Source organism: Pseudoalteromonas sp. BZK2 (genome assembly GCF_014349195.1).
Taxonomy (GTDB): Bacteria; Pseudomonadota; Gammaproteobacteria; order Enterobacterales; family Alteromonadaceae; genus Pseudoalteromonas; species Pseudoalteromonas simplex.
In genome coordinates this window covers 90,977-113,053 of sequence record NZ_JACSOG010000003.1, presented here as the reverse complement: position 1 = coordinate 113,053, position 22,077 = coordinate 90,977, and the positions used below count along the sequence as shown (strand labels likewise).

21 protein-coding genes are annotated in these 22,077 nt (G+C 42.2%); 17 read left to right on the top strand and 4 right to left on the bottom strand.

Going from position 1 to position 22,077, the window contains the following annotated elements; translation table 11 throughout:
* The first annotated feature begins 227 nt into the window (after window positions 1–227).
* The 3 genes from acnB (at window position 228) to BIZ38_RS02875 (ending at window position 4,901) form a co-directional block, all read left to right on the top strand.
* On the top strand, window positions 228–2,825 hold the full coding sequence (acnB, locus tag BIZ38_RS02885; protein ID WP_054552411.1) for a bifunctional aconitate hydratase 2/2-methylisocitrate dehydratase: 2,598 nt from the start codon (window positions 228–230) through the stop codon (window positions 2,823–2,825).
* A gap of 195 nt (window positions 2,826–3,020) precedes the next feature.
* Window positions 3,021–3,653, top strand: coding sequence for a 2OG-Fe dioxygenase family protein (locus tag BIZ38_RS02880; protein WP_054552412.1), 633 nt, complete (start codon window positions 3,021–3,023; stop codon window positions 3,651–3,653).
* A gap of 9 nt (window positions 3,654–3,662) precedes the next feature.
* A complete protein-coding gene (locus BIZ38_RS02875; RefSeq protein ID WP_187489513.1) occupies window positions 3,663–4,901 on the top strand; it encodes a cysteine desulfurase-like protein in 1,239 nt (412 codons plus the stop codon).
* A gap of 99 nt (window positions 4,902–5,000) precedes the next feature.
* On the opposite strand, the gene BIZ38_RS02870 is transcribed toward BIZ38_RS02875, so the two are convergent.
* Entirely contained in the window at window positions 5,001–5,705 is a 705-nt protein-coding gene (locus BIZ38_RS02870) for a 2OG-Fe(II) oxygenase (protein ID WP_138602461.1), read from the bottom strand.
* A gap of 36 nt (window positions 5,706–5,741) precedes the next feature.
* On the opposite strand from BIZ38_RS02870, the gene BIZ38_RS02865 reads away from it, so the two are divergent.
* From BIZ38_RS02865 to BIZ38_RS02820, 10 genes are all read left to right on the top strand, one after another.
* A complete protein-coding gene (locus BIZ38_RS02865; RefSeq protein WP_187489512.1) occupies window positions 5,742–6,140 on the top strand; it encodes an acyl-CoA thioesterase in 399 nt (132 codons plus the stop codon).
* A gap of 82 nt (window positions 6,141–6,222) precedes the next feature.
* Window positions 6,223–6,801 (top strand): anthranilate synthase component II, encoded by a 579-nt coding sequence (locus BIZ38_RS02860; RefSeq protein ID WP_135923252.1) that lies wholly within the window; start codon window positions 6,223–6,225, stop codon window positions 6,799–6,801.
* A 48-nt stretch (window positions 6,802–6,849) separates the two neighbouring features.
* A complete protein-coding gene (locus BIZ38_RS02855; protein ID WP_187489553.1) occupies window positions 6,850–8,010 on the top strand; it encodes an HDOD domain-containing protein in 1,161 nt (386 codons plus the stop codon).
* Window positions 8,011–8,379: 369 nt separating this feature from the next.
* The gene (locus BIZ38_RS02850) at window positions 8,380–9,585 is read left to right on the top strand and encodes an aspartate aminotransferase family protein (RefSeq protein ID WP_054552417.1); all 1,206 of its coding nucleotides are present in this window, start codon (window positions 8,380–8,382) and stop codon (window positions 9,583–9,585) included.
* 79 nt (window positions 9,586–9,664) lie between these two features.
* A complete protein-coding gene (gene astA, locus BIZ38_RS02845) occupies window positions 9,665–10,681 on the top strand; it encodes an arginine N-succinyltransferase (RefSeq protein WP_054552418.1) in 1,017 nt (338 codons plus the stop codon).
* Between the two features lie 18 nt (window positions 10,682–10,699).
* Window positions 10,700–12,169 (top strand): succinylglutamate-semialdehyde dehydrogenase, encoded by a 1,470-nt coding sequence (astD, locus tag BIZ38_RS02840; RefSeq protein ID WP_166340658.1) that lies wholly within the window; start codon window positions 10,700–10,702, stop codon window positions 12,167–12,169.
* 128 nt (window positions 12,170–12,297) lie between these two features.
* The gene (locus BIZ38_RS02835; protein ID WP_054552420.1) at window positions 12,298–12,645 is read left to right on the top strand and encodes a DUF3802 family protein; all 348 of its coding nucleotides are present in this window, start codon (window positions 12,298–12,300) and stop codon (window positions 12,643–12,645) included.
* A gap of 146 nt (window positions 12,646–12,791) precedes the next feature.
* Complete coding sequence (locus BIZ38_RS02830; RefSeq protein ID WP_187489511.1) at window positions 12,792–13,205, top strand: OsmC family protein; 414 nt, start codon at window positions 12,792–12,794, stop codon at window positions 13,203–13,205.
* A gap of 88 nt (window positions 13,206–13,293) precedes the next feature.
* Complete coding sequence (speD, locus tag BIZ38_RS02825) at window positions 13,294–14,106, top strand: adenosylmethionine decarboxylase (protein ID WP_054552422.1); 813 nt, start codon at window positions 13,294–13,296, stop codon at window positions 14,104–14,106.
* Between the two features lie 118 nt (window positions 14,107–14,224).
* Window positions 14,225–15,703: an NAD(P)H-hydrate dehydratase gene (locus tag BIZ38_RS02820; RefSeq protein ID WP_187489510.1), complete on the top strand. Its 1,479-nt coding sequence runs from the start codon at window positions 14,225–14,227 to the stop codon at window positions 15,701–15,703.
* A 158-nt stretch (window positions 15,704–15,861) separates the two neighbouring features.
* Here the strand turns inward: BIZ38_RS02820 and groL are convergent, their stop codons facing one another.
* From groL to BIZ38_RS02805, 3 genes are all read right to left on the bottom strand, one after another.
* Entirely contained in the window at window positions 15,862–17,508 is a 1,647-nt protein-coding gene (groL, locus tag BIZ38_RS02815; protein ID WP_187489509.1) for a chaperonin GroEL, read from the bottom strand.
* A 51-nt stretch (window positions 17,509–17,559) separates the two neighbouring features.
* Complete coding sequence (locus BIZ38_RS02810) at window positions 17,560–17,847, bottom strand: co-chaperone GroES (protein ID WP_063701599.1); 288 nt, start codon at window positions 17,845–17,847, stop codon at window positions 17,560–17,562.
* Between the two features lie 143 nt (window positions 17,848–17,990).
* Window positions 17,991–18,467, bottom strand: coding sequence for an FxsA family protein (locus BIZ38_RS02805; protein WP_054552425.1), 477 nt, complete (start codon window positions 18,465–18,467; stop codon window positions 17,991–17,993).
* 162 nt (window positions 18,468–18,629) lie between these two features.
* Here BIZ38_RS02805 and cutA point away from each other — a divergent pair, with 162 nt between their 5' ends.
* The 4 genes from cutA (at window position 18,630) to accB (ending at window position 22,073) form a co-directional block, all read left to right on the top strand.
* Window positions 18,630–18,950 carry a divalent-cation tolerance protein CutA gene (gene cutA / locus BIZ38_RS02800; protein WP_054552426.1) on the top strand — a complete coding sequence of 107 codons (321 nt, stop codon included), beginning with the start codon at window positions 18,630–18,632 and terminating at the stop codon, window positions 18,948–18,950.
* A complete protein-coding gene (locus BIZ38_RS02795; RefSeq protein WP_187489508.1) occupies window positions 18,950–20,776 on the top strand; it encodes a protein-disulfide reductase DsbD in 1,827 nt (608 codons plus the stop codon). The genes cutA and BIZ38_RS02795 overlap by 1 nt, the downstream gene beginning before the upstream one ends.
* A 348-nt stretch (window positions 20,777–21,124) precedes the next feature.
* Window positions 21,125–21,577 carry a type II 3-dehydroquinate dehydratase gene (gene aroQ / locus BIZ38_RS02790; RefSeq protein ID WP_138600159.1) on the top strand — a complete coding sequence of 151 codons (453 nt, stop codon included), beginning with the start codon at window positions 21,125–21,127 and terminating at the stop codon, window positions 21,575–21,577.
* Window positions 21,578–21,608: 31 nt separating this feature from the next.
* Entirely contained in the window at window positions 21,609–22,073 is a 465-nt protein-coding gene (gene accB, locus BIZ38_RS02785) for an acetyl-CoA carboxylase biotin carboxyl carrier protein (protein ID WP_054552429.1), read from the top strand.
* Window positions 22,074–22,077 lie beyond the last annotated feature (4 nt).

Genomic DNA, 22,077 nt, shown 5'->3' with positions numbered 1-22,077 from the left:
TTGGTTAGATAGGAATGATTCTTAATAAATATTCATTTGAATAGCGTTTTTTTCTAGTACTATTCATGGTATTTATAGTGACTATTAAACTCCTTACTTACCGCATGGATTTTCATCTATACTTAAAAGCTTTATAATTAACTGTCAGAATACTATAAGTACTGGGTCTTAATTGGTATTTAGCTTAATACTACCGAGTACTTTCACGTCACCAAGAGGGCAATATTGTGCTACAAGAATATCGTAAACACGTAGAAGAACGTGCCGCGTTAGGTATCGTACCAGCGCCATTAGATGCTCAGCAAACGGCTGATCTTATTGAATTAATCAAAAATCCACCGGCAGGTGAAGAAGAGTTTATCGTTGATCTTCTAGTTAACCGTGTACCACCAGGTGTTGATGATGCTGCTTATATCAAAGCAGGTTTCTTGGCTGCAGTTGCAAAAGGTGAAGCGAGCTCTCCACTTGTATCAAAAGAAAAAGCAGCTGAGCTACTTGGTACTATGCTAGGTGGTTACAACATCGCGCCTATGATTGACCTTTTAGATGACGAAGCGTTAGCGCCAATCGTTGTTAAAGGTTTATCAAACACATTATTAATGTTTGATGCTTTTTATGATGTAGAAGAAAAAGCGAAAGCGGGTAACGAATTTGCTAAGCAAGTAATCGAATCTTGGGCAAATGCTGAGTGGTTTGTGAACAAGCCTGCAGTTGCTGAAAAAATCTCAGTTACCGTATTCAAAGTAACTGGCGAAACAAATACTGATGATCTTTCACCTGCTCCAGATGCATGGTCTCGCCCTGATATTCCACTACACGCTTTAGCAATGCTGAAGAACGAACGTGATGGTATCAATCCTGAAAAACCAGGTGAAGTTGGTCCAATCTCACAACTAGAAGAGCTTAAAACGAAAGGTTTACCTCTTGCATACGTTGGTGATGTAGTTGGTACGGGTTCGTCTCGTAAATCTGCAACTAACTCTGTACTTTGGTTCATGGGTGATGATATTCCTCACGTACCGAACAAACGCGTTGGTGGTGTATGTTTAGGCGGTAAAATCGCTCCTATCTTCTTCAACACAATGGAAGACTCTGGTGCATTACCAATCGAACTACCTGTTGATGAGCTAAACATGGGTGACCAAATCGATATCTTCCCATACGAAGGTGTTGTTAAGCGTCACGGTACTGATGAAGTAATCTCGACTTTCTCTCTTAAATCAGACGTAATTCTTGATGAAGTGCGTGCTGGTGGTCGTATTCCATTGATCATTGGTCGTGGTTTAACTGATAAAGCACGTGCATCACTAGGTATGGAAGCAGAAGATATCTTCCGTAAGCCAGCGCTTGTAACTGACTCTGGTAAAGGCTTCACATTAGCTCAGAAGATGGTTGGTAAAGCATGTAACATGCCAGGCGTACGTCCTGGTCAATACTGTGAGCCGAAAATGACAACTGTTGGTTCGCAAGATACAACAGGTCCTATGACACGTGACGAACTTAAAGACCTTGCGTGTTTAGGTTTCTCTGCAGACTTAACAATGCAGTCTTTCTGTCATACATCAGCTTATCCTAAGCCAATCGACGTAAACACTCACCACACACTTCCTGATTTCATCATGAACCGTGGCGGTGTATCACTACGTCCTGGTGACGGTGTAATCCACTCATGGTTAAACCGTATGTTATTACCAGATACAGTAGGTACTGGTGGTGACTCACATACTCGTTTCCCTCTAGGTATTTCATTCCCAGCGGGTTCAGGTGCGGTAGCATTCGCAGCAGCAACAGGTGTAATGCCTCTTGATATGCCTGAGTCAATCTTAGTACGTTTCAAAGGTGAAATGCAGCCAGGTATCACACTACGTGACCTAGTTCATGCTATCCCTTACTACGGTATCAAAGAAGGTCTTCTTACAGTTGAGAAGAAAGGTAAGATCAACGAATTCTCTGGTCGCGTACTAGAAATCGAAGGTGTTGAGCACCTAACAGTTGAGCAAGCTTTCGAACTTTCTGATGCATCAGCTGAGCGTTCAGCGGCAGGTTGTACTGTTAAACTTTCTAAAGAGTCTATCGCTGAATACCTTGAGTCAAACATCGTAATGCTTAAGTGGATGATCTCTGAAGGTTACGGCGATGTTCGTACTATTGAGCGTCGTATCACAGCAATGCAAGAGTGGTTAGCTAACCCAGAACTTATGGAAGCTGATGCAGATGCAGAGTACAAGCACGTACTTGAAATCGATCTTGCAGACATCAAAGAGCCAATCCTTTGTGCTCCAAATGACCCAGATGATGCGCGTCTTCTTTCAGACGTAACAGGCGAGAAAATCGACGAAGTATTCATCGGTTCTTGTATGACTAACATCGGTCACTTCCGTGCTGCAGGTAAACTACTAGATGGTTTCAGTGGCCGTATCCCAACTCAACTTTGGGTTGCACCACCAACGAAGATGGATAAAGACCAGCTTACTGACGAAGGTTACTACGGTATCTTTGGTCGCGTAGGTGCACGTATCGAAACGCCAGGGTGTTCACTATGTATGGGTAACCAAGCACGTGTTGCTGATAAAGCAACAGTTGTTTCTACCTCTACGCGTAACTTCCCTAACCGTCTTGGTACTGGCGCTAACGTATTCTTAGCATCAGCTGAGCTTGCAGCAGTAGCGGCAATCTTAGGTAAACTACCTACACCTGCTGAGTACCAAGAGTATGCAGATAAGATCAATGCAACTGCAGCTGATACTTATCGTTACCTGAACTTCCACCGTATGCCTCAATACACTAAAAAGGCAGACAAAGTAATCGTTCAGCAAGCTGTTTAATTTTAGCTAAATTAAATGACAAGAAAGCCCGCTTTTAGCGGGCTTTTTATTTTAGATAAAATTTCTAAAATATTTATAAATACGATCTTAAAGCTACATAAATCATCATCAGCGTTTACATAATAACGCAAAAATTTCCTACCAATTGCATTAAAATCCTCGCCAATATTCTCAACGTATTAAGGCGAGATCGAAATGACTACATTAAACAACCAGAACCTTTTACAGCTTCGTTTTGTAAGCCAAGCACATATTGACGCAGTTAAGCCTTCTTTTGCTAACCTACCTGCAAACCCATACGCAGATGGTGAATTTCGTAAGCGTCGTTATTCAGTAATCAAAGTTGTTGATGGTGAATTAAAACTACAACCAACAAAAGCATTTGTGCAAGATGACTCAATCAATACCTTCCAAGGTAATGTTGAGCGTACTTATGAAAATCTAGAAGATAGCTTATTAGCGACTGATGGCATGAAGCAAATCGTTAATCAATTTCGCGATATGACGGGTATCAGTGATGATCGCGTTATTGAAATTCATCAGTTCAGAATGCTTGCGATCGACAGCGACACTCCAGCTGCACCTGAAGGTGTTCACCAAGATGGTTTTGATCACGTATGCGTATGTGGTGTATCACACGAAAACCTAGAGGGTGGTGAGCTACTTGTTTATGAACACCAACAAGCTGAACCATGTTTCAAAATGGAAATTAAAGACGGTATGTTCGCACTGATTAATGACCGTGAAGTATGGCACAACGCTACACCAATGAATAAATTAGACGCAAGCAAAGAAGGTTACCTTGATTGCTTCGTACTAACTGCGTAAGGGTAAACCATGAACTTAACGCAATTACGTCGCCAGTTCCCTGCACTTATGCAACAAGTTGCAGGTCAGTCACCGATTTTCCTTGATGGTCCAGGTGGCTCGCAAGTACCACAGTCAGTGCTAAGCGCTATGAGTGCATATTTGGGTTACTTCAACTCAAACTTAGGCGGTGCATTTTTCTCAAGTGATAAAACGGTAGAGTTAATGGCAAATGCTCGCCAAGCTGCAGCCGATTTATTAAATGCGCCATCTAAAGAGCAAATCGTGTTTGGTGCAAACATGACAAGCTTAACGTTTAGCTTTAGTCGTGCCATCTCACGTGATTGGACTGCTGATGATGAAATTATTGTCACCAATGCTGATCACTTCTCAAACGTATCATCTTGGCAGCAAGCTGCTGAAGATAAAGGCGCGACAGTAAAAACTACCCTTATCAACGAAGCTGATTGCAGCCTAGATATGGCACATTTTGAAAGCCTTTTATCTAGCAAAACAAAGCTTGTTGCTGTGACATATGCATCAAACACCACTGGTTCAATTAATGACATTAAACGCATCGTTGAGCTTGCACATGCTGTTGGTGCGCTAGTTTATGTTGATGCCGTACATTATGCACCTCATGAGCTAGTAGACGTACAAGCACTTGATTGTGACTTCTTAGCCTGCTCTGCATATAAGTTCTTTGGTCCTCACCTTGGTATTGTCTATGGCAAACGAGAGCACCTTGAAGGTTTCACACCGTATAAAGTTGAACCTGCAAAAGATGTTGCGCCAGGTCGCTGGGAAACGGGTACACAAAGCTTTGAAGCGCTAGCTGGCTTAATTGCTGCTGTTGATTACATTGCTGCAATTAGTGAACTTGATGATAGTCATTCACGCCGAGATAAATTAGCTGCCGCATTTACTATGACTAAACAGCATGAAATGGCATTAAGTAAGCATTTTTTAACGCGTTTAGCAGATTACCCGCGCATTAAGTTATTTGGTATTGATGATCTAGAGCGCGTAGCTTCACGCACACCGACTTTTGCTTTAACGTTTGAAGGCATCGAGCCACGCGTTGTGTCTGAATTTTTAGGTAAGCAACATATTTGCGTGTGGGACGGTAACTTTTATGCACAAGGTCTATGTAAGCAGCTAGGTGTATTAGAAACAGGCGGTGTAGTACGCATTGGTTGTATGCATTACAACACTATTGATGAGCTTGATAAGGTTTTTGATTTATTTGATCAATTACTGGCAGATTAAAGCTGAGTTGTTGGTTTTAAGCAGCCCGAGTGGGCTGCTTTTTATGCTAACAAAAAGCGTGATATCAAACGTTGCATTCTTTCTACTAACAGCTTGCCGCTAAGATTGTGGTTGTCCATAAATTTGTTCTGCACGGTTGAATAAGACCCACGAGGTTAAAATATACTTGTCATTTGAAATAGGCTTATTACCACGGTGCGTGTGGGTAAAATAGCCCGGCGCTACGACCATAGTACCTTGTTTTGGCGATATTTTTCGTTGTTGATAGTAAAACTCTGTTTCACCACCTTCATCTACATCATTTAAATAAAACATAAATAATAACACGCGATGAAGGGCCTCGTTATGGCCTGCTTGCGGGTATACCTCACTATGCCAATAAGGGTAACCACCTTTATTGATATCGTATTTTTGTGCTTGAATTGGACCCATACGAAAAATCTGCTGCACGAGTAATGGCAATTGTGGTTTGCCGACTTCTTCAAAGTTATCTTGTGTTAGGTCAACAGGTTTGCCTGTTTGCGGATGGTAAACCTTTAAACCAAAGGCGCCAATCATCATAAAAATATGCTCTTCAAGGTATTTGAAGACGTAACCCGCAGTCGTTTGTTGAATATGCTTAAGTTGCTCAGCGTATTCAGAGTGATTATTAAGGTATAAATCGCGGCTGTCTTTTTTCGCTAAATCTACTCCGCCTGAGGTAGTGCCTTGTTTTAAATGAGGGCTTTGTTCAAATACCGTGATAAAGTTGTCGCAAAATTCTTTGCTGAGGGCGTTTTCGTATACGCGAATAAAGTCCGTCATGAGCTACCTTTAGTTTATATTTTTTATAGGGTTACTATGTTTACTGAAACTATCACACCACGCTTTAGCGAAACAGATGTGCTAGGGCACATCAACAATACCGTACTCCCTGTATGGTTTGAAGCCGCCCGAGCGCCTATTTTCAGGTTTTTTACGCCTGATTTAAACCCTTATGAGTGGAAACTGATCATTGCTAAGGTTGAAGTAAGCTTTGTGGGTGAGTTGTTTTATGGTCACGATGTCACAGTGAAAACCAGTGTTGAGCATGTCGGCTCTAGTTCATTCGTACTGCGCCAAGAGGCTTGGCAGCAGGATAACTGCTGTGCCGTTGGTAAAACCGTACTAGTACGTTACGACTTTGCAAATAAATGCTCGCAAAAACTTAATGAGCAAGAAAGGGCTGACCTCACAGCGCATCTAATCGCTGATGAATAAGCCATTTTTTGCCGACATTTATGTGTGCTTGGGGTAAAATGCGCCTTCATTATTTTGACTGAGTAATTTTGGGTTACACGCAATGCTGTTAATGATCGACAATTATGATTCGTTTACATACAACCTAGTGCAATATTTTCAGCGCTTGGATCAAGATGTATTAGTTAAACGAAACGATGAGATCAGTATCGCTGAGATTAAACAGCTTAACCCAGAGCACATCGTACTTTCACCTGGGCCCTGTTCGCCAAACGAAGCGGGTATTTCTTTACAAGTGGTGGAACAACTAAAAGGGCAGTTGCCAATTCTCGGTATTTGCTTAGGGCACCAAACCATTGCTCAGGCTCTGGGTGCTGATGTTATTCGCGCTAAGCAAGTGATGCATGGCAAAACATCATTAGTTAAGCACAGCAACCAAGGTGTGTTTAATGGTTTAGCTAACCCGCTGACGGTGTGTCGTTATCACTCACTTGTGGTTGATAAACAAAGCTTACCTAGTGACTTCACTATTACTGCATGGACAGAACAAAATTCTGATTTTGATGAAATTATGGGGATCATGCATAATGATTTAGCACTTGAAGGCGTGCAATTTCACCCCGAAGCAATTTTGACCCAACAAGGGCTTGAATTACTTGCTAACTTTTTAACTCGCTTCTAATCTTAGGCTAGTGAATTAACAAATATGACCGACAATACGCCTGTGCAAATGACTGAAGAAACCCGACAACAAAGGACTGCGATGGTGCTTAATGAGCGCGCGCACGATCTTTTGCTTGGTCATAGTTTTGCGCAGCGCCAAATTGGCTTTATTCATACCTTAGAAATCGATTATGGCGAGTCAATGGAGCAACGTACTTTATTAGAAGTAGAAGTTGCTGCTGAAAAAAAACGTCAGAAGGTAAGCACGGCGCATCATAAATATCGTGCTCAAGCGAGTAAGCAGTTACATCAAGTTATTGAAACAGCGATGAATAAGCAGCTTGAAGATATTGATACTGTAATTCACGAAACGATTGGGATTCAAGACAGTGTACCTGCTATTTTAGATATTTTAGCTGTACGTTCAGCTTCAGTGGGTCGACTTGAGCCTTTGGTTAAAGATTTAGGCTGGCTGGGGCGCGAGCTAGTCGCGTTTGTGAACTTGCCTTTTTACCGTCAACAACGTAATAAGCATACTTCCGTTAAAGTTGATAACCCGCTTTTAGCACTTCGTTACATTGGTTTAGATAACTTGAAGTTTGTTGTGCCGACATTTGCTGTACGCCACTGGATGCCTCATAGTACTGAGCCATTCCCGCTTTTAAAGCGTCGACTAAGAGATAATTCAATGGCGTGTGCCATTGCAGCGCAAGAAATAGCGAAGCTAAATGGCGTAAATGAAGAACATGCATTTACGCTTGGAATGCTGCTTGATGTTGGGAAGATTGCCTTAGTACGTTTGTATTTACGCACTTTTGAGCGAGTTTGGCAGCGTAAAGTAACTATGGCGCGTGATGAACAAAAGAAAGACTTGCATACCGCATTATTAGAGCTCAAGCCTGATCCTTTGTTTTTAAGTAGTTTGCTTAGCAAGTTGTCATTAAAAGTAACCGCAACAGTAATTGAACAAATGGCCTTTAGGTATTTACCATTTAATGCGGTGATGCAGCAGTTAACGACTCCATTAGCTAAAAACGATGAATATTTGCCGCTTACCAAGGTGATTTTAAAAGCACGTTGTTACGCTCAGTTTTTAAGTTTAAATGAGCATCAATTGGTCGAAAGTGACGAAACTGAGCGTTGGTTTGCACACTTCGATTTCACTAAGGAAGAGCTTGAACAGTTAGCTAAATGCAATTTTGATCACTTTCATATCCAAATTAATTAAAAAAATTGTTAATTTTTTTGCGACTATTCATTCATTGTTTATCAATCCACAGCGACAAAGTTTTTGTCATTAGCCAGTGCTTGGCTCACTAGCCTTACGCCTTTTTGTAGTATTTCGAGCAAAAAAAGGCCTTCAAATAGTTATTCACTATCCATGAAAAAATATCTCAAGCCCTTTGTTTTCAAGGCCTGCATGAAAGTTTTCTAAGAGACATAACGAAAATTTTCTGAAATAATGGATGAATGAAAATTGAACCAAAGAGTAATTTTGGTGATTTTGCGCTAAGCTCAATCAGCTAAGTAAAATGGCTTAGTTTTGCTTTAAAGCGCCACCAAACTCTGTGTGTGCTTACAATTATGAGGATATAAAATGACAGTCAATCGCGAATTATTTGATCAAGTAATGGTTCCAAACTATGCACCATCAAGTGTTATTCCAGTTCGAGGCGAAGGTTCTCGCGTATGGGACCAAGAAGGTCGTGAATTTATCGATTTTGCGGGTGGTATTGCTGTTAACTGTCTTGGCCATTGTCACCCAGCTCTTGTAAGTGCATTAAAAGAGCAAGGCGAAAAGATTTGGCACTTATCAAATGTAATGACTAATGAGCCAGCGCTTCGCTTAGCTAAAAAGCTAACTGACGCAACGTTCGCTGAAAAAGTATATTTTGCTAATTCAGGTGCAGAGGCAAATGAAGCGGCACTTAAACTTGCACGCCGTTTTGCACTTGATAACTTTGGTGAGCAAAAGTCACAAATTATCTCATTCAACAAAGGTTTCCACGGCCGTACATTCTTTACTGTAACAGTAGGTGGTCAAGCTGCATACTCTGATGGTTTTGGTCCAAAACCTGGTGATATCGTTCACTGTGACTACAACGATTTAGCGGCATTTGAAGCGCTTATCTCAGACAATACTTGTGCGGTAATGATGGAACCTCTACAAGGTGAAGGTGGCATTATTTCGCCAACTGCTGAGTTTGTTGAGGGTGTTCGTGAACTGTGTACTAAACACAATGCACTACTAATCTTTGATGAAGTACAAACCGGTGTTGGCCGTACGGGTGAGCTTTATGCTTATCAAGGTCTAAATGTAACTCCAGATATCTTAACGACTGCAAAAGCATTAGGTGGTGGTTTCCCTATCGGTGCGATGATCACCACAACTGATATTGCTAAGCACTTAAAAGTGGGTACTCATGGTTCTACTTACGGTGGTAACCCACTTGCGTGTGCAGTAGCTGAAGCTGCATTCGACACAGTAAATACACCAGAAGTACTTAACGGCGTTAAAGAAAAGTCAGCGTTATTCCGTGAGTTACTAACTGCGATTAACGAAAAGTACAATGTATTCACTGAAATCCGTGGCGAAGGTCTATTAATTGGTGCTGTAGTAACAGAGCAATTCAAAGGTCGTGCAAAAGAGTTTTTAGTGGCTGGTACTGCAGAAGGCGTTATGTCTTTAGTAGCTGGCGCTGATGTTGTTCGTTTCACTCCGTCACTTGTAATTCCAGAAGCTGATATCCGCGAAGGTATGGCTCGTTTCGAAAAAGCAGTTGCAAAAGTCGTTAACGGCTAAACGAAACGTCATTTCAGGGCAAGTTAAGCTTGCCCTCATTTCTTAATTTACCGTTATTTATAAGGGAGCAAGCGGACTTATGATGATCCTTCGCCCAATCCAGCAAAGCGATTACCAAGCGTTAGTAAAGATTGCTGATGAGTCAGGCCATGGCTTTACGTCTTTGCCTAATAATGAAGAGCTATTACAAAAGAAAATTGATCATTCTGTCAGCTCATTTGCAAAAGCTGCGCAACAGCCAGGTGATGAAGGTTACTTGTTTGTTCTTGAAGATAGCGAAACGGGTGAAGTTGTAGGGACTTCGGGGATTGAAGCTGCAGTTGGTTTAGATGATGCTTTTTATCATTATCATCTAAGCAAAGTGATTCATTCTTCTCGTACGCTAGACGTGTATAAAGCCGTTGATATATTAACCCTGTGTAACGATTACACCGGCGCAACTGAGCTGTGCACATTATTCTTAAAAGATGGCTACCGTAAAAATAATAACGGTAAATTGCTTTCAAAAGCGCGTTTTATGTTTATTAATCAACATAAAGAGCGTTTTGCTGACACCGTAATTGCTGAGATGCGTGGTGTTTCTGATGACAATGGCGAAAGCCCATTCTGGCAATGGCTAGAAGAGCACTTTTTCTCGATGGACTTTCCAACGGCAGATTACTTAACGGGTATTGGCCAAAAAGTATTTATTGCCGAGTTAATGCCTAAATATCCAATTTACGTCAACTTACTGAGCAAAGATGCGCAAGCTGTGATTGGTCAAGTGCATGATAATACACGCCCTGCGATTGAACTTTTAAAGAGCGAAGGTTTTACCTTCAATGGTTATGTAGACATTTTTGATGCAGGCCCAACTGTTGAAGCAAAAGTTGATAACATTGCTACAGTGAGAAATGCCCAAACGGTTAAAGTAGAAATTGGTGAAAGCCAAGGCGACACTACGGTATTGTTAGCAAATGATAAAATTGCTGATTTTAGAGCAACCGTGACTCAAGTTAGCCTATCATGTGATGCCGATAGCATTACAATCTCAAGTGAATTAGCAAAAGCACTTCACTTAGAAGCGGGTGATTCAGTATCACTTGCAAAACTATAGAATTCAGGAGACATATTAATGACTCATGCAGCGCAATTTATTAATGGTCAATGGCAAGCAGGCCTTGGTCATACTTTTCAATCTGTAAACCCAGCAAATAATGATGTAATTTGGCAAGCAAACACTGCCACTGCTGAACAAGTAGACGGCGCAGTCGCTGCTGCACGTGAAGCATTTTACAGCTGGGCTGATAAAACATTTGCAGAGCGTTTAGCGATTGTAAAAACATTCGCAGAAACGCTTAAAGAGCACAGCGAAGAATTAGCGATTGCTATCGCACAAGAAACAGGTAAACCACTTTGGGAAACACGCACTGAAGCAGGTGCGATGGTGGGTAAAATTGCTATCTCTGAAAAAGCATTTTTAGAGCGCACAGGTGATGTTGAAAACCCAATGCCACAAGGGCGTGCGATGATCCGCCACAAGCCTCATGGTGTAGTAGCTGTGTTTGGTCCTTATAATTTCCCTGGTCACTTACCAAATGGTCACATTGTGCCTGCACTTCTAGCTGGAAATACCGTGGTATTTAAGCCGTCTGAGCTAACGCCAGCAGTTGCTGAGTTAACGTTAAAGTTATGGCAAAAGGCAGGCCTGCCTGCAGGTGTTATCAACCTTGTGCAAGGTGAAGTAGAAACGGGTAAAGCGCTGGCATCTCATAAAGGGATTGACGGTTTATTCTTTACGGGCTCTTCGCGCACTGGTCATATTTTACATGAGCAGTTTGCTGGTCAACCGGGTAAAATCTTAGCCTTAGAAATGGGTGGTAATAACCCGCTTATCGTTACTGATGTTGCTGATACTAAAGCGGCTATCCACGATATTATTCAATCTGCGTTTATCTCTACAGGTCAGCGTTGTACATGTGCGCGTAAGTTATTCTTACCAGCAGGCGAGCAGGGTGACGCCATCCTAGCGGGTCTTATTAAAGCAACGAAAGCAATTAAAGTCGGTGACTACGACGCAGAAGATCAACCTTTCATCGGGTCAATGATTTCTTCAGCGGCAGCAGCTGGTATGGTCAAAGCGCAACAGCAGCTTGTTGAGCTTGGCGCAGAAGTGCTTGTTGAGCTTACACATAAAGAAAATACCGGTTTCGTAACTCCGGGTATTTTAGAGTGTACAAATGTAGCTAACTTCCCAGACGAAGAGCACTTTGGACCGCTGCTTAAAGTATTCCGTTTCACTGATTTTGATGCTGCTATTGATAAAGCGAATGACACAAGCTTTGGTTTATCAGCTGGCTTATTAAGCGACAGTGCAGCAGATTACGACCATTTCCTACGTCGTATTCGTGCGGGTATCGTAAACTGGAACCGTCCTATCACGGGTGCATCAAGTGCTGCACCATTTGGTGGTATTGGTGCATCAGGTAACCACAGAGCAAGCGCATATTATGCTGCTGACTATTGTGCATATCCGGTTGCTTCGGTAGAACTTGAAAAAGTAGCAATGCCAGCGACATTAAGCCCAGGCTTAAAAATTGATTAATAATCGTAAATCATTACAAAAAGCAGCTTCGGCTGCTTTTTTTGTATGAGATGCTTGGCAAAGGTAGCAATTAAAAGCGCTTTCTGCTTAAATCTAAAGAGATAGTTTTTTATTAGGTGTGTAGTCGTATGGTTTTAGATAGGCAAGGGTACGATGATCTTGTCATGTATCTCACTCAAAATTTAGCGCTTTTTGAGAAGCCGGGTCAAATTAAACCAGGAGCTCCAACAGTGTTAGAGCTGATTGAAGATGTGATAGCTGAAAATGTCATGTTACTTTGCGAGCAACACACTGAGCTTAGTACTGAACAACGCAGCCAAATTGTTCGCGAAGTCGACGGTATCGTATATGACTTACAAGAAGTGCTAAGCAGCGTCACCAATCATACAGTAACCGTTGAACAGCACGCGTTTATAGATGAGTTTGCTGGATTAGTGAAAAACTTATTTGATAGTGCTGTTGTAGAAAGTGCTTAATGTATAAAGCACAACACAATTTCTAGTCTTTAAGCGAGCAGCTCAACGTTAGGCAACTCGCTTTCCTTTAAAGCTCACCTCTTATCCCTTGCATCTGTGTGTGACTTGCTTACAATCAAGCAAAATAACTTTAAGAGATAAAGCACATGCAAGCGAATGTAAAATGGGTAGAAGGCGATACGTTTATTGGCCTTTCAAATTCAGGTCATAATGTAGTTTTTGATGCAGGTAGCGATAGTGCTGCGCCAAGCCCAATGGAAATGGTTTTAATGTCAGCAGGTTGTTGTTCATCTGTTGATGTTGTTAGTATTTTAAAAAAAGCCAAGCAGTCATTTTCTGATGTGCAAGTTAAGCTAACAGCTGAGCGTGCTGAATCAGCGCCTCGCGTGTTTACTAAGATTAACCTACACTTTGTGGTTACCGGTGATAATGTCTCTGAAAAGCACCTTGCAAGAGCGGTACAACTGTCTGCTGAAAAGTATTGTTCTGTAGCCTTAATGCTTGATAAAACAGTAGAAATTACGCATAGTCATGAAGTTGTGCTAGAACAGGTAAAATAACGCTTTTTCCGAGCAGAAAATTCGTATAAAATCCGCGAACTTTTATTTCTGCTGGTGCAGGTTTCACTCGTTTTAAGGTTGGTTTAGCATGAATAAACCCTTCGATAAAATTAAGCTTCATGGCTTTAATAACTTAACTAAGAGCTTAAGCTTTAGTATTTACGATATTTGTTACGCAAAGACGGAACAACAGCGTAAAGAATATATTGAATATATCGACGAACAGTACAGTGCTGATCGCCTTACCGATATTTTAGGTGAAGTTGTGGATATTATTGGCGCAAACATTCTAAACGTTTCTCGCCAAGATTATGATCCGCAAGGTGCCAGCGTGACAATCTTGATCTCTGAAGAGCCAATTGAGCAACAAACAACGTATGACGTTGATGAGGCGCCGGGCCCTCTTCCTGAAACAGTAGTAGCGCACTTAGACAAGAGCCACATCTGTGTTCACACATACCCAGAAGCACACCCTGATGATGGTATTTGTACGTTCCGTGCTGATATCGAAGTATCAACGTGTGGCATTATTTCGCCATTAAAAGCGTTAAACTTCTTAATTCACAGCCTTGAGTCTGATGTTGTAACAATTGACTACCGCGTACGTGGTTTTACTCGTGACGTAGATGGTGTTAAACACTATATCGATCACGCAATTAACTCAATTCAGAACTACATGACTGAAGATACCAAAGAAGCGTACCAAATGATGGACGTGAACGTGTATCAAGAGAACTTGTTCCACACGAAGATGATGTTAAAAGAAACTGACTTGAATACTTACCTATTCGGTGTTTCTACAGCAGATCTTTCTGAAGAAGAAGAAGAAGTTATCTACTCTAAGCTGACCCGCGAGATGCAAGAAATCTTCTACGGTCGCAACTTACCAGACACTGAGTAAGTCACTAAAGCTTTAAAGAAACGGCGCGTAATGTAAGTTACGCGCCGTTTTTTTATGCCTCATTGACTGCACTTACCTGTGCTTATATGCTGATTAAAAGGCCAATTTAAGGATAGATATGTCAGTTGTTCTCTCGCAGTCAGTATTTTTAGCAGAGCAAGTGCGTGACCATGAAGGACCCGCAGCTAAGCGTTCTGGTATCACCTTGTATGAGCTTATGGAGCGAGCAGGGCTGGCGACTTATCAGCAAGCTATCAGCTATTTTCCTAAAGCAAGTACATTCGTTGTGTTAGCGGGCGTTGGTAATAATGCCGGCGATGGTTATGTTGTTGCTCGTTTAGCTAAACAAGCGGGCAAACAGGTTACGGTTATTGCAGCAATACCTGATAAACCGCTCAAAGGTGATGCGCTCAGTGCTCAGCAAGCTTGGCTCAACGCAGGAGGGACAATTACCGCTGATGCCAGTGCTATTGAGCAAGCAGATATCATTATTGATGGCCTGCTTGGCACGGGAATTCAAAGCGCGGTGCGCGAGCCTTTTTCACAGCTGATTAAAGCTGCCAACGAAAGCCAAGTGCCGATAGTTGCTATTGATCTACCTTCAGGCATACATGCCGACACAGGTGTCGTACAAGGAGTGGCAATAAAAGCCGCGCTCACTGTGACTTTTGTAGGTATTAAACAAGGTTTAGTGACAGGGCAAGGGCGAGAGCATACAGGGACATTAGAGTTTAATGATTTAGGTATTGAAGATGCCTTTTTAAAACTGACATCACCCACGGCAGAGCTTATCAATTATCAGACACAGCCGAGGCTTTCTGATCGCGATAACAACAGCCATAAAACCAGCCATGGTAAATTGCTGTGTATTGGTGGTAATTCAGGCACTGCAGGCGCTATTCGTTTAACTGCAGAGGCAGCGCTTCGCACCGGTGCGGGTATGGTCAAAGTGTATACCCATAGTAGCTCTATTCTACCAGTGAGTATTGGCCGGCCAGAACTAATGGTGACAGATACAAACCTGATTAGCGCCCTAGAGTGGGCAACCTGTGTGGCTATTGGCCCTGGACTTGGTCAAGACACTTGGTCGGAAACAACCTTTGAAACCGTCATGCAGTATTGCTTTACTAATAACAAGCCTCTGGTTATTGATGCAGATGCACTTAATTTAATGGCTCAGCATGCTTCGTCATTTCCATTGGCTAATACCGTAATCACACCACACCCCGGTGAGGCTGCAAGGTTACTTAATTGTCGCGCTCGCGATATTGAAGAAAATCGCTTTCATGCGGTAAAGCAGCTCGCACGTAGCTATACCACTACTTGTGTACTCAAAGGTGCTGGCAGTTTAATTGCTGATAATAACCAAACATGGGTGTGTACCGACGGTAACCCTGCACTTGCGGTTGGTGGCAGTGGCGATGTATTAACAGGTATCATAGCGGCACTAATCGCACAGGGGCTTACTCCTCAGCAAGCAGCGTGTTTAGGTGTAACCTTACATGCAAAAGCCGGTGATATTGCCGCAGAACGTGAAGGCGAAAGAGGCATGTTACCGAGTGACTTGTTTGCGATAGTGAGGGAGTTGGTTAACTGAGCCGTCAGCCGTCAGCCGTCAGCCGTCAGCCGTCAGTCGTCAGCCGTCAGCCGTCAGCCGTCAGTTTCTGTGATAGCTGACAGCTTAAAACTGATAGCTAAAAGAAAACCCAGCCGAAGCTGGGTTTTTTAAGCGAGGTGCTTAGGAGGTGATGTTTATCACATCATGCCGCCCATACCACCCATGCCGCCCATGCCGCCCATATCTGGAGCAGCTGGCTCATCTTTCGGGATTTCAGCAACCATTGCTTCAGTTGTGATCATAAGACCCGCGATTGAAGCTGCGTACTGTAGTGCAGAACGCGTTACTTTAGTTGGGTCTAAGATACCCATTTCGATCATGTCGTTGTACTCGCCTGATGCTGCGTTGTAACCGTAGTTACCTTCACCGCCTTTTACTGAGTTAACAACAACAGATGCTTCGTCACCTGCGTTAGTTACGATTTGACGAAGTGGTGCTTCCATCGCACGTAGTGCAACTTTGATACCGTGGCTTTGGTCTTCGTTGTCGCCAGCAAGTTCAACAAGTTTGCTTGCTACGCGAACTAGTGCAACACCACCACCTGGTACAACACCTTCTTCAACCGCTGCGCGAGTTGCGTGTAGAGCATCTTCAACGCGGTCTTTTTTCTCTTTCATTTCGATTTCAGTTGCTGCGCCAACTTTGATTACTGCAACACCGCCAGCTAGTTTAGCCATACGCTCTTGTAGTTTCTCTTTATCGTAGTCAGACGTCGCTTCTTCGATTTGTGCTTTGATTTGTGCAACACGACCATTGATGCCGTCTTCTTCGCCTGCACCGTCGATGATTGTTGTATCATCTTTAGTGATCACAACGCGCTTCGCTGTACCTAGGTCTTCGATTGTCGCTTTCTCTAGCTCTAAACCGATTTCTTCAGAAATAACAGTACCACCTGTTAACACTGCGATGTCTTGTAGCATTGCTTTACGACGGTCGCCAAAACCTGGTGCTTTAACCGCAGATACTTTAACGATACCGCGCATGTTGTTTACAACAAGTGTTGCAAGTGCTTCACCTTCAAGGTCTTCAGCAATGATAAGTAGTGGCTTGCTAGCTTTAGCAACAGCTTCTAATGTAGGTAGTAGCTCACGGATGTTAGATACTTTTTTGTCTACAAGTAGAATGAATGGGTTGTCTAGCTCTACAGCGCCTTTTTCAGCGTTGTTGATGAAATATGGAGAAAGGTAACCGCGGTCAAACTGCATACCTTCAACTACGTCTAGTTCGTTTTCTAACGACTGACCTTCTTCAACAGTGATAACGCCTGAATCACGGCCTACTTTTTCCATTGCTTCTGCAATGATGTTACCGATTTCTTTATCAGAGTTAGCAGAAATAGTACCTACTTGTGCAATTGCTTTAGTGTCTGCACATGGAACAGACAGTGCTTTAAGCTCTTCAACTGCTGCAGTAACTGCTTTGTCGATACCACGCTTAAGGTCCATTGGGTTCATACCCGCTGCAACTGCTTTTAAGCCTTCGTTTACGATAGCTTGCGCTAATACTGTTGCAGTTGTTGTACCGTCACCTGCAGCGTCATTCGCTTTAGACGCTACTTCTTTAACCATTTGAGCGCCCATGTTTTCGAACTTGTCTTCAAGCTCGATCTCTTTAGCTACAGATACACCATCTTTAGTGATCACTGGCGCGCCGAATGATTTGTCTAATACAACGTTACGGCCTTTAGGACCTAAAGTTACTTTTACTGCGTTAGCTAAAATGTTTACGCCAGTTAGCATTTTGCCACGTGCGTCACCTGCAAAAAGTACTTCTTTTGCTGCCATGATTAAATTCCTCTTAAATTCTGTAAACGGGTTGCTAAACGAAAAGTAGGATTAGCCTACAATGCCTAGAATGTTATCTTCACGCATGATCAGGTACTCTTGACCTTCGATCTTTTCAACTTTTTCAACATAAGAGCCGAACAGCACAGTGTCACCGGCTTTAACTTCTAATGCTCTTACTTCACCGTTGTCTAAAACACGGCCATTACCAACAGCGATAACTTCTCCGCGAGTTGATTTTTCAGCTGCAGAGCCAGTTAATACAATACCGCCAGCAGACTTAGTTTCTTCTTCTAGACGCTTAACGATGACGCGATCATGTAAAGGACGAATGTTCATTTATTTAGTTCTCCTAACAGTTTCTGAACAGTACAGAAAAAATCTTGTGTTATTGCAGGGGAGTGTTAAGCCACCCGTTGCGTTTCATTGCATTCATTAATGGGGGTGGCTTAAAAAAATCCAAGTAAAAAAATTAAAAAATTTTAATCTTTTCGCTCAAATTCACCATCAATAGTTGTAGGTTGATGGTTTGGCTCTTCATGAGTGGTTGTTTTACTATGATATTGGAAGTGTGCAGAGCCTTGATTTGCCTGTGAACTCATACGCACAGTCGCTTGACTAGCAAGGCCTGCAGCCAGTTTGTTGCGGATTGCTGGCGTAAGTAGTAAAAAGCCAAAAAAGTCAGTCATGATGCCTGGTGTCATTAATAAAACACCGGCGATAATCACACATAATCCAGTAAATAATTCTTTTGCAGGCATTTGCCCTTGTGCCATTTGTAATTGCACGTTTTGAATCGCGCCCATACCTTGTTGCTTCACTAATTTCGCACCGACAATCGCGGTCACAATTACAAGCGCTATGGTGGCAAAGCCGCCGATCACTTCACTCACTTGGATGAGTAACGCGATCTCCACAATCGGCACTAAAATAAATAACAAAAACAAAAATCTAAACATAACGCTCTCTAAAAAATGTCATTCTCTTTCGAGTCAGTGAAATATAAATTGGGGTGAGCAGGTCATTTTTCAAGACGGAACCTAGGATCACCTTGCTCGCTACACATTATAGTTACTATCGGCTACTATGGTGCGACTCACGTAATCAAATAAAGGTTCCTTATGACTACGCATTTTCGACTTATTTTTACGACTTGTGCAAATGAGGCTGAAGCCCGTCAGTTGGCACAGCATCTAGTTAAAGAAAAGCTGGCTGCTTGTGTGAACATTTTGCCTACTATTGAATCTATTTACATGTGGGAAGGCGAGGTGACTCAAGCTATTGAAAGTAAGTTACTGATCAAAACTAAGTCAGAAAAAATGAATGAGGTGATCCAAACTATCAAGAAATTGCATAGTTATGAGGTGCCTGAAATTCAGGTCGTTGATGTGGCTACGGGCAATTTAGCCTATTTTAATTGGATGGATGAGGTACTTAATTAATGCGATCGTTCCTTTTATTACTTTGTGCATTGTGGCTTATGCCAGCAAGTGCAAGTAATAACAATTTACTTGGAAATCTACTACAACCTGCGGAGCAAACATTTCTCCCGGTTGATCAGGCGTTTGTTTTCGATTTTGACCAGCAAGGCAAAACCTTATTTATTGGCTGGGATATTGCGCCTGATTATTACCTTTACAAAAAGAAAGTCGAAATTATTGCCAAAGGCGCTGATATTGAAGTTCCTGATCTTGGCAAGGGCGTGATTATTGAAGATGAGTTTTTTGGTAAGACTGAGGTATTCTTTGATTCGTTAAGTGTGGTTTCTAAGCTCAGTAACGTCACAGAAGATGCGGTTGTTAAAGTGCGTTTTCAAGGCTGTGCCGAGGCGGGGTTATGTTATCCGCCAGAAGTTAGAACCATTCCTTTATCTGTGATTGCAGGTGAGCAAGTATCACAGGCTGCAGATGCGGGGAACGCATTAGCGGCATTAACACAAGCAGCCGATACTAATGAAGCGTCATCAGCCCCTTCTCAAGAAGTTTCAAAACCAGCTGGTGAGCAGTCATATACCGATAAGCTGGCATCGCAAGGTTTACTAACTAACCTAGTAATCTTCTTTTTAGTGGGTGTTGGTCTTGCCTTTACACCATGCGTATTCCCAATGTTTCCGATTTTGTCGAGCCTTATTGCGGGTCAGCAGAATTTGTCGACTAAAAAAGCGTTCTCGCTGTCTTTTGTGTATGTACAAGGTATGGCCGTTACTTACGCAGCACTGGGCTTAGTGGTTGCATCATTAGGTGGGCAAGTACAAGGGTATTTACAGCATCCTACTGTACTAATTAGCTTTAGTATCTTATTTGTATTGCTGGCAATGTCGATGTTTGGCTGGTACGAAATCAAGTTACCTAGCGGCATGATGAATAAACTCACTCAGGTTAGTAACCAGCAAAAAGGCGGCAACTATGTTGGCGTATTTATGATGGGTGTACTGTCTGGTTTGATTGCTTCACCATGTACAACAGCACCTTTATCTGCTGCTTTACTTTATGTGGCGCAAAGTGGTGACTATCTAGTTGGTGGTTTAACACTTTATGTGCTCAGTTTAGGCATGGGCTTACCATTATTATTACTGGGGACTTCTGGTGGTAAATTACTACCAAAAGCCGGTGGTTGGATGGAGCAAGTGAAAACCCTATTTGGTTTCATTATGCTGGTCGTGCCGCTTATTCTGCTTGAGCGTATTGTTGATATTGAAATCATTTGGTTAATGGCGGGTTTATTAGCACTTGCTACAGCGCTTTATTTACACCATTGGCAAAGTGGCCAATCACAAGGCAAGCTAAAAACAACATTGTGGTTTGCAGCAACCTTATTGGTTGTAACTGGGGCAAGTTTAACGAAAAATTATTTTTGGCCTAGTAAAGCGGTAGTTGCTGAAGCTGCTGTACAAACACATGGTTTTAGACAAGTTGCTAATCTAAGTGAATTAAAAGAAGAAATTGCACAGGCAAGTAGCGAGGGGCGCTTAGTGATGGTCGACTTATATGCCGACTGGTGTGTTGCCTGTAAAGAGTTTGAGCACTACACGTTTCCTGATGCTAAAGTGCAAGAGCTGTTTGCTCACTTTGAATTAATTCAAATCGATTTAACTGAAAGCGATGCAAAGACCATAGAGCTAATGGAAGAATACACGGTATTTGGGTTGCCGAGCATTTTGTTCTTTGATAGCCAAGGTAATGAGCTTTTAGAGCAACGTGTAACAGGCTTTTTAAATGCCAAAGACTTTGCAGAACATTTAGCAAAAGTTCGAAATACCGCTAAATAAACGCAAACGTGCAAGAAAATAGCAAAACGCCACTCATCTGAGTGGCGTTTTTGTATCTGCATCGTAAAAAATACTTATTTTAAGTGAAAAATAGCAAATTCACTGATTGAAGCTCAATTTATCAACAGGAAAACAGCTGGAATGACACTGTTGTGTGCCTTGCTATGCTTGACTTTACCACGAATGGGGAGTGATTAGACCAGTATTTTGCTGCTATTTACGTCGAAATATCTATAATAGGTGGTTAACGTGAGAAATAGTTGCTATTTTACATCAGCACGCTTAGGTTAAGCGTGGGTTTATGATGAATATGGTTAAACTGCTTACTTATAGGATATATCGCGTATTATGGCTGCAAAATTCAAACTTTTAGTTCTAAATGGGCCAAATTTAAACATGCTTGGCAAGCGTGAACCAGAAAAGTACGGTACTCAATCTCTTGATGAGATTATAGCTGAACTTAGCTTGGTTGCTGCCGGTCTCAATGTTGATTTAACGCATTTCCAAAGTAACAGTGAAGCTGCATTAATAGAACGCATTCACGATGCATGGCAAATGGTTGATGCAATAATTATCAATCCTGCTGCATTTACGCATACAAGCGTAGCCTTACGGGATGCATTACTCAGTGTAAACATTCCCTTTTACGAGGTGCATTTAAGTAATGTGCATGCTCGAGAAGCATTCCGTCATCATTCGTATTTTTCGGATGTGGCACAAGGCGTCATTATTGGATTAGGAGCAATGGGTTATAAGGTGGCACTTGAAGCTGCTGTTAGCCGGTTGCAAAACACACATTAATTTTTTAAATAACTAACAGGCGGGTCGTTCAATGGATATTCGCAAGATCAAAAAACTTATCGAACTAGTAGAAGAATCTGGTATTGCTGAATTAGAAATCACTGAAGGTGAAGAGTCAGTACGCATCAATCGTAACAACATGTCTGCAGCACCTGCAATGCAGTATGCACCACAGCAGTTTGCAGCACCTGCACCAGCAGCGGCTCCAGCTCCAGTAGCAGAGGCACCAGCAGCAGAAGCGGCTGCTCCAGCTGCACCGACTGGCCATCAAGTTAAATCTCCTATGGTTGGTTCATTCTACTCAGCGGCTTCTCCAGAAGCAGCACCATACGTAGAAGTAGGTTCTAAAGTAAATGTTGGCGATACGTTATGTATCGTTGAAGCAATGAAGATGATGAACCAAATCGAATCTGATAAAGCAGGCACAGTAAAAGCTATCTTAGTTGAAAATGGCGAGCCAGTAGAATTCGATCAACCTTTATTCATCATTGAATAATAGC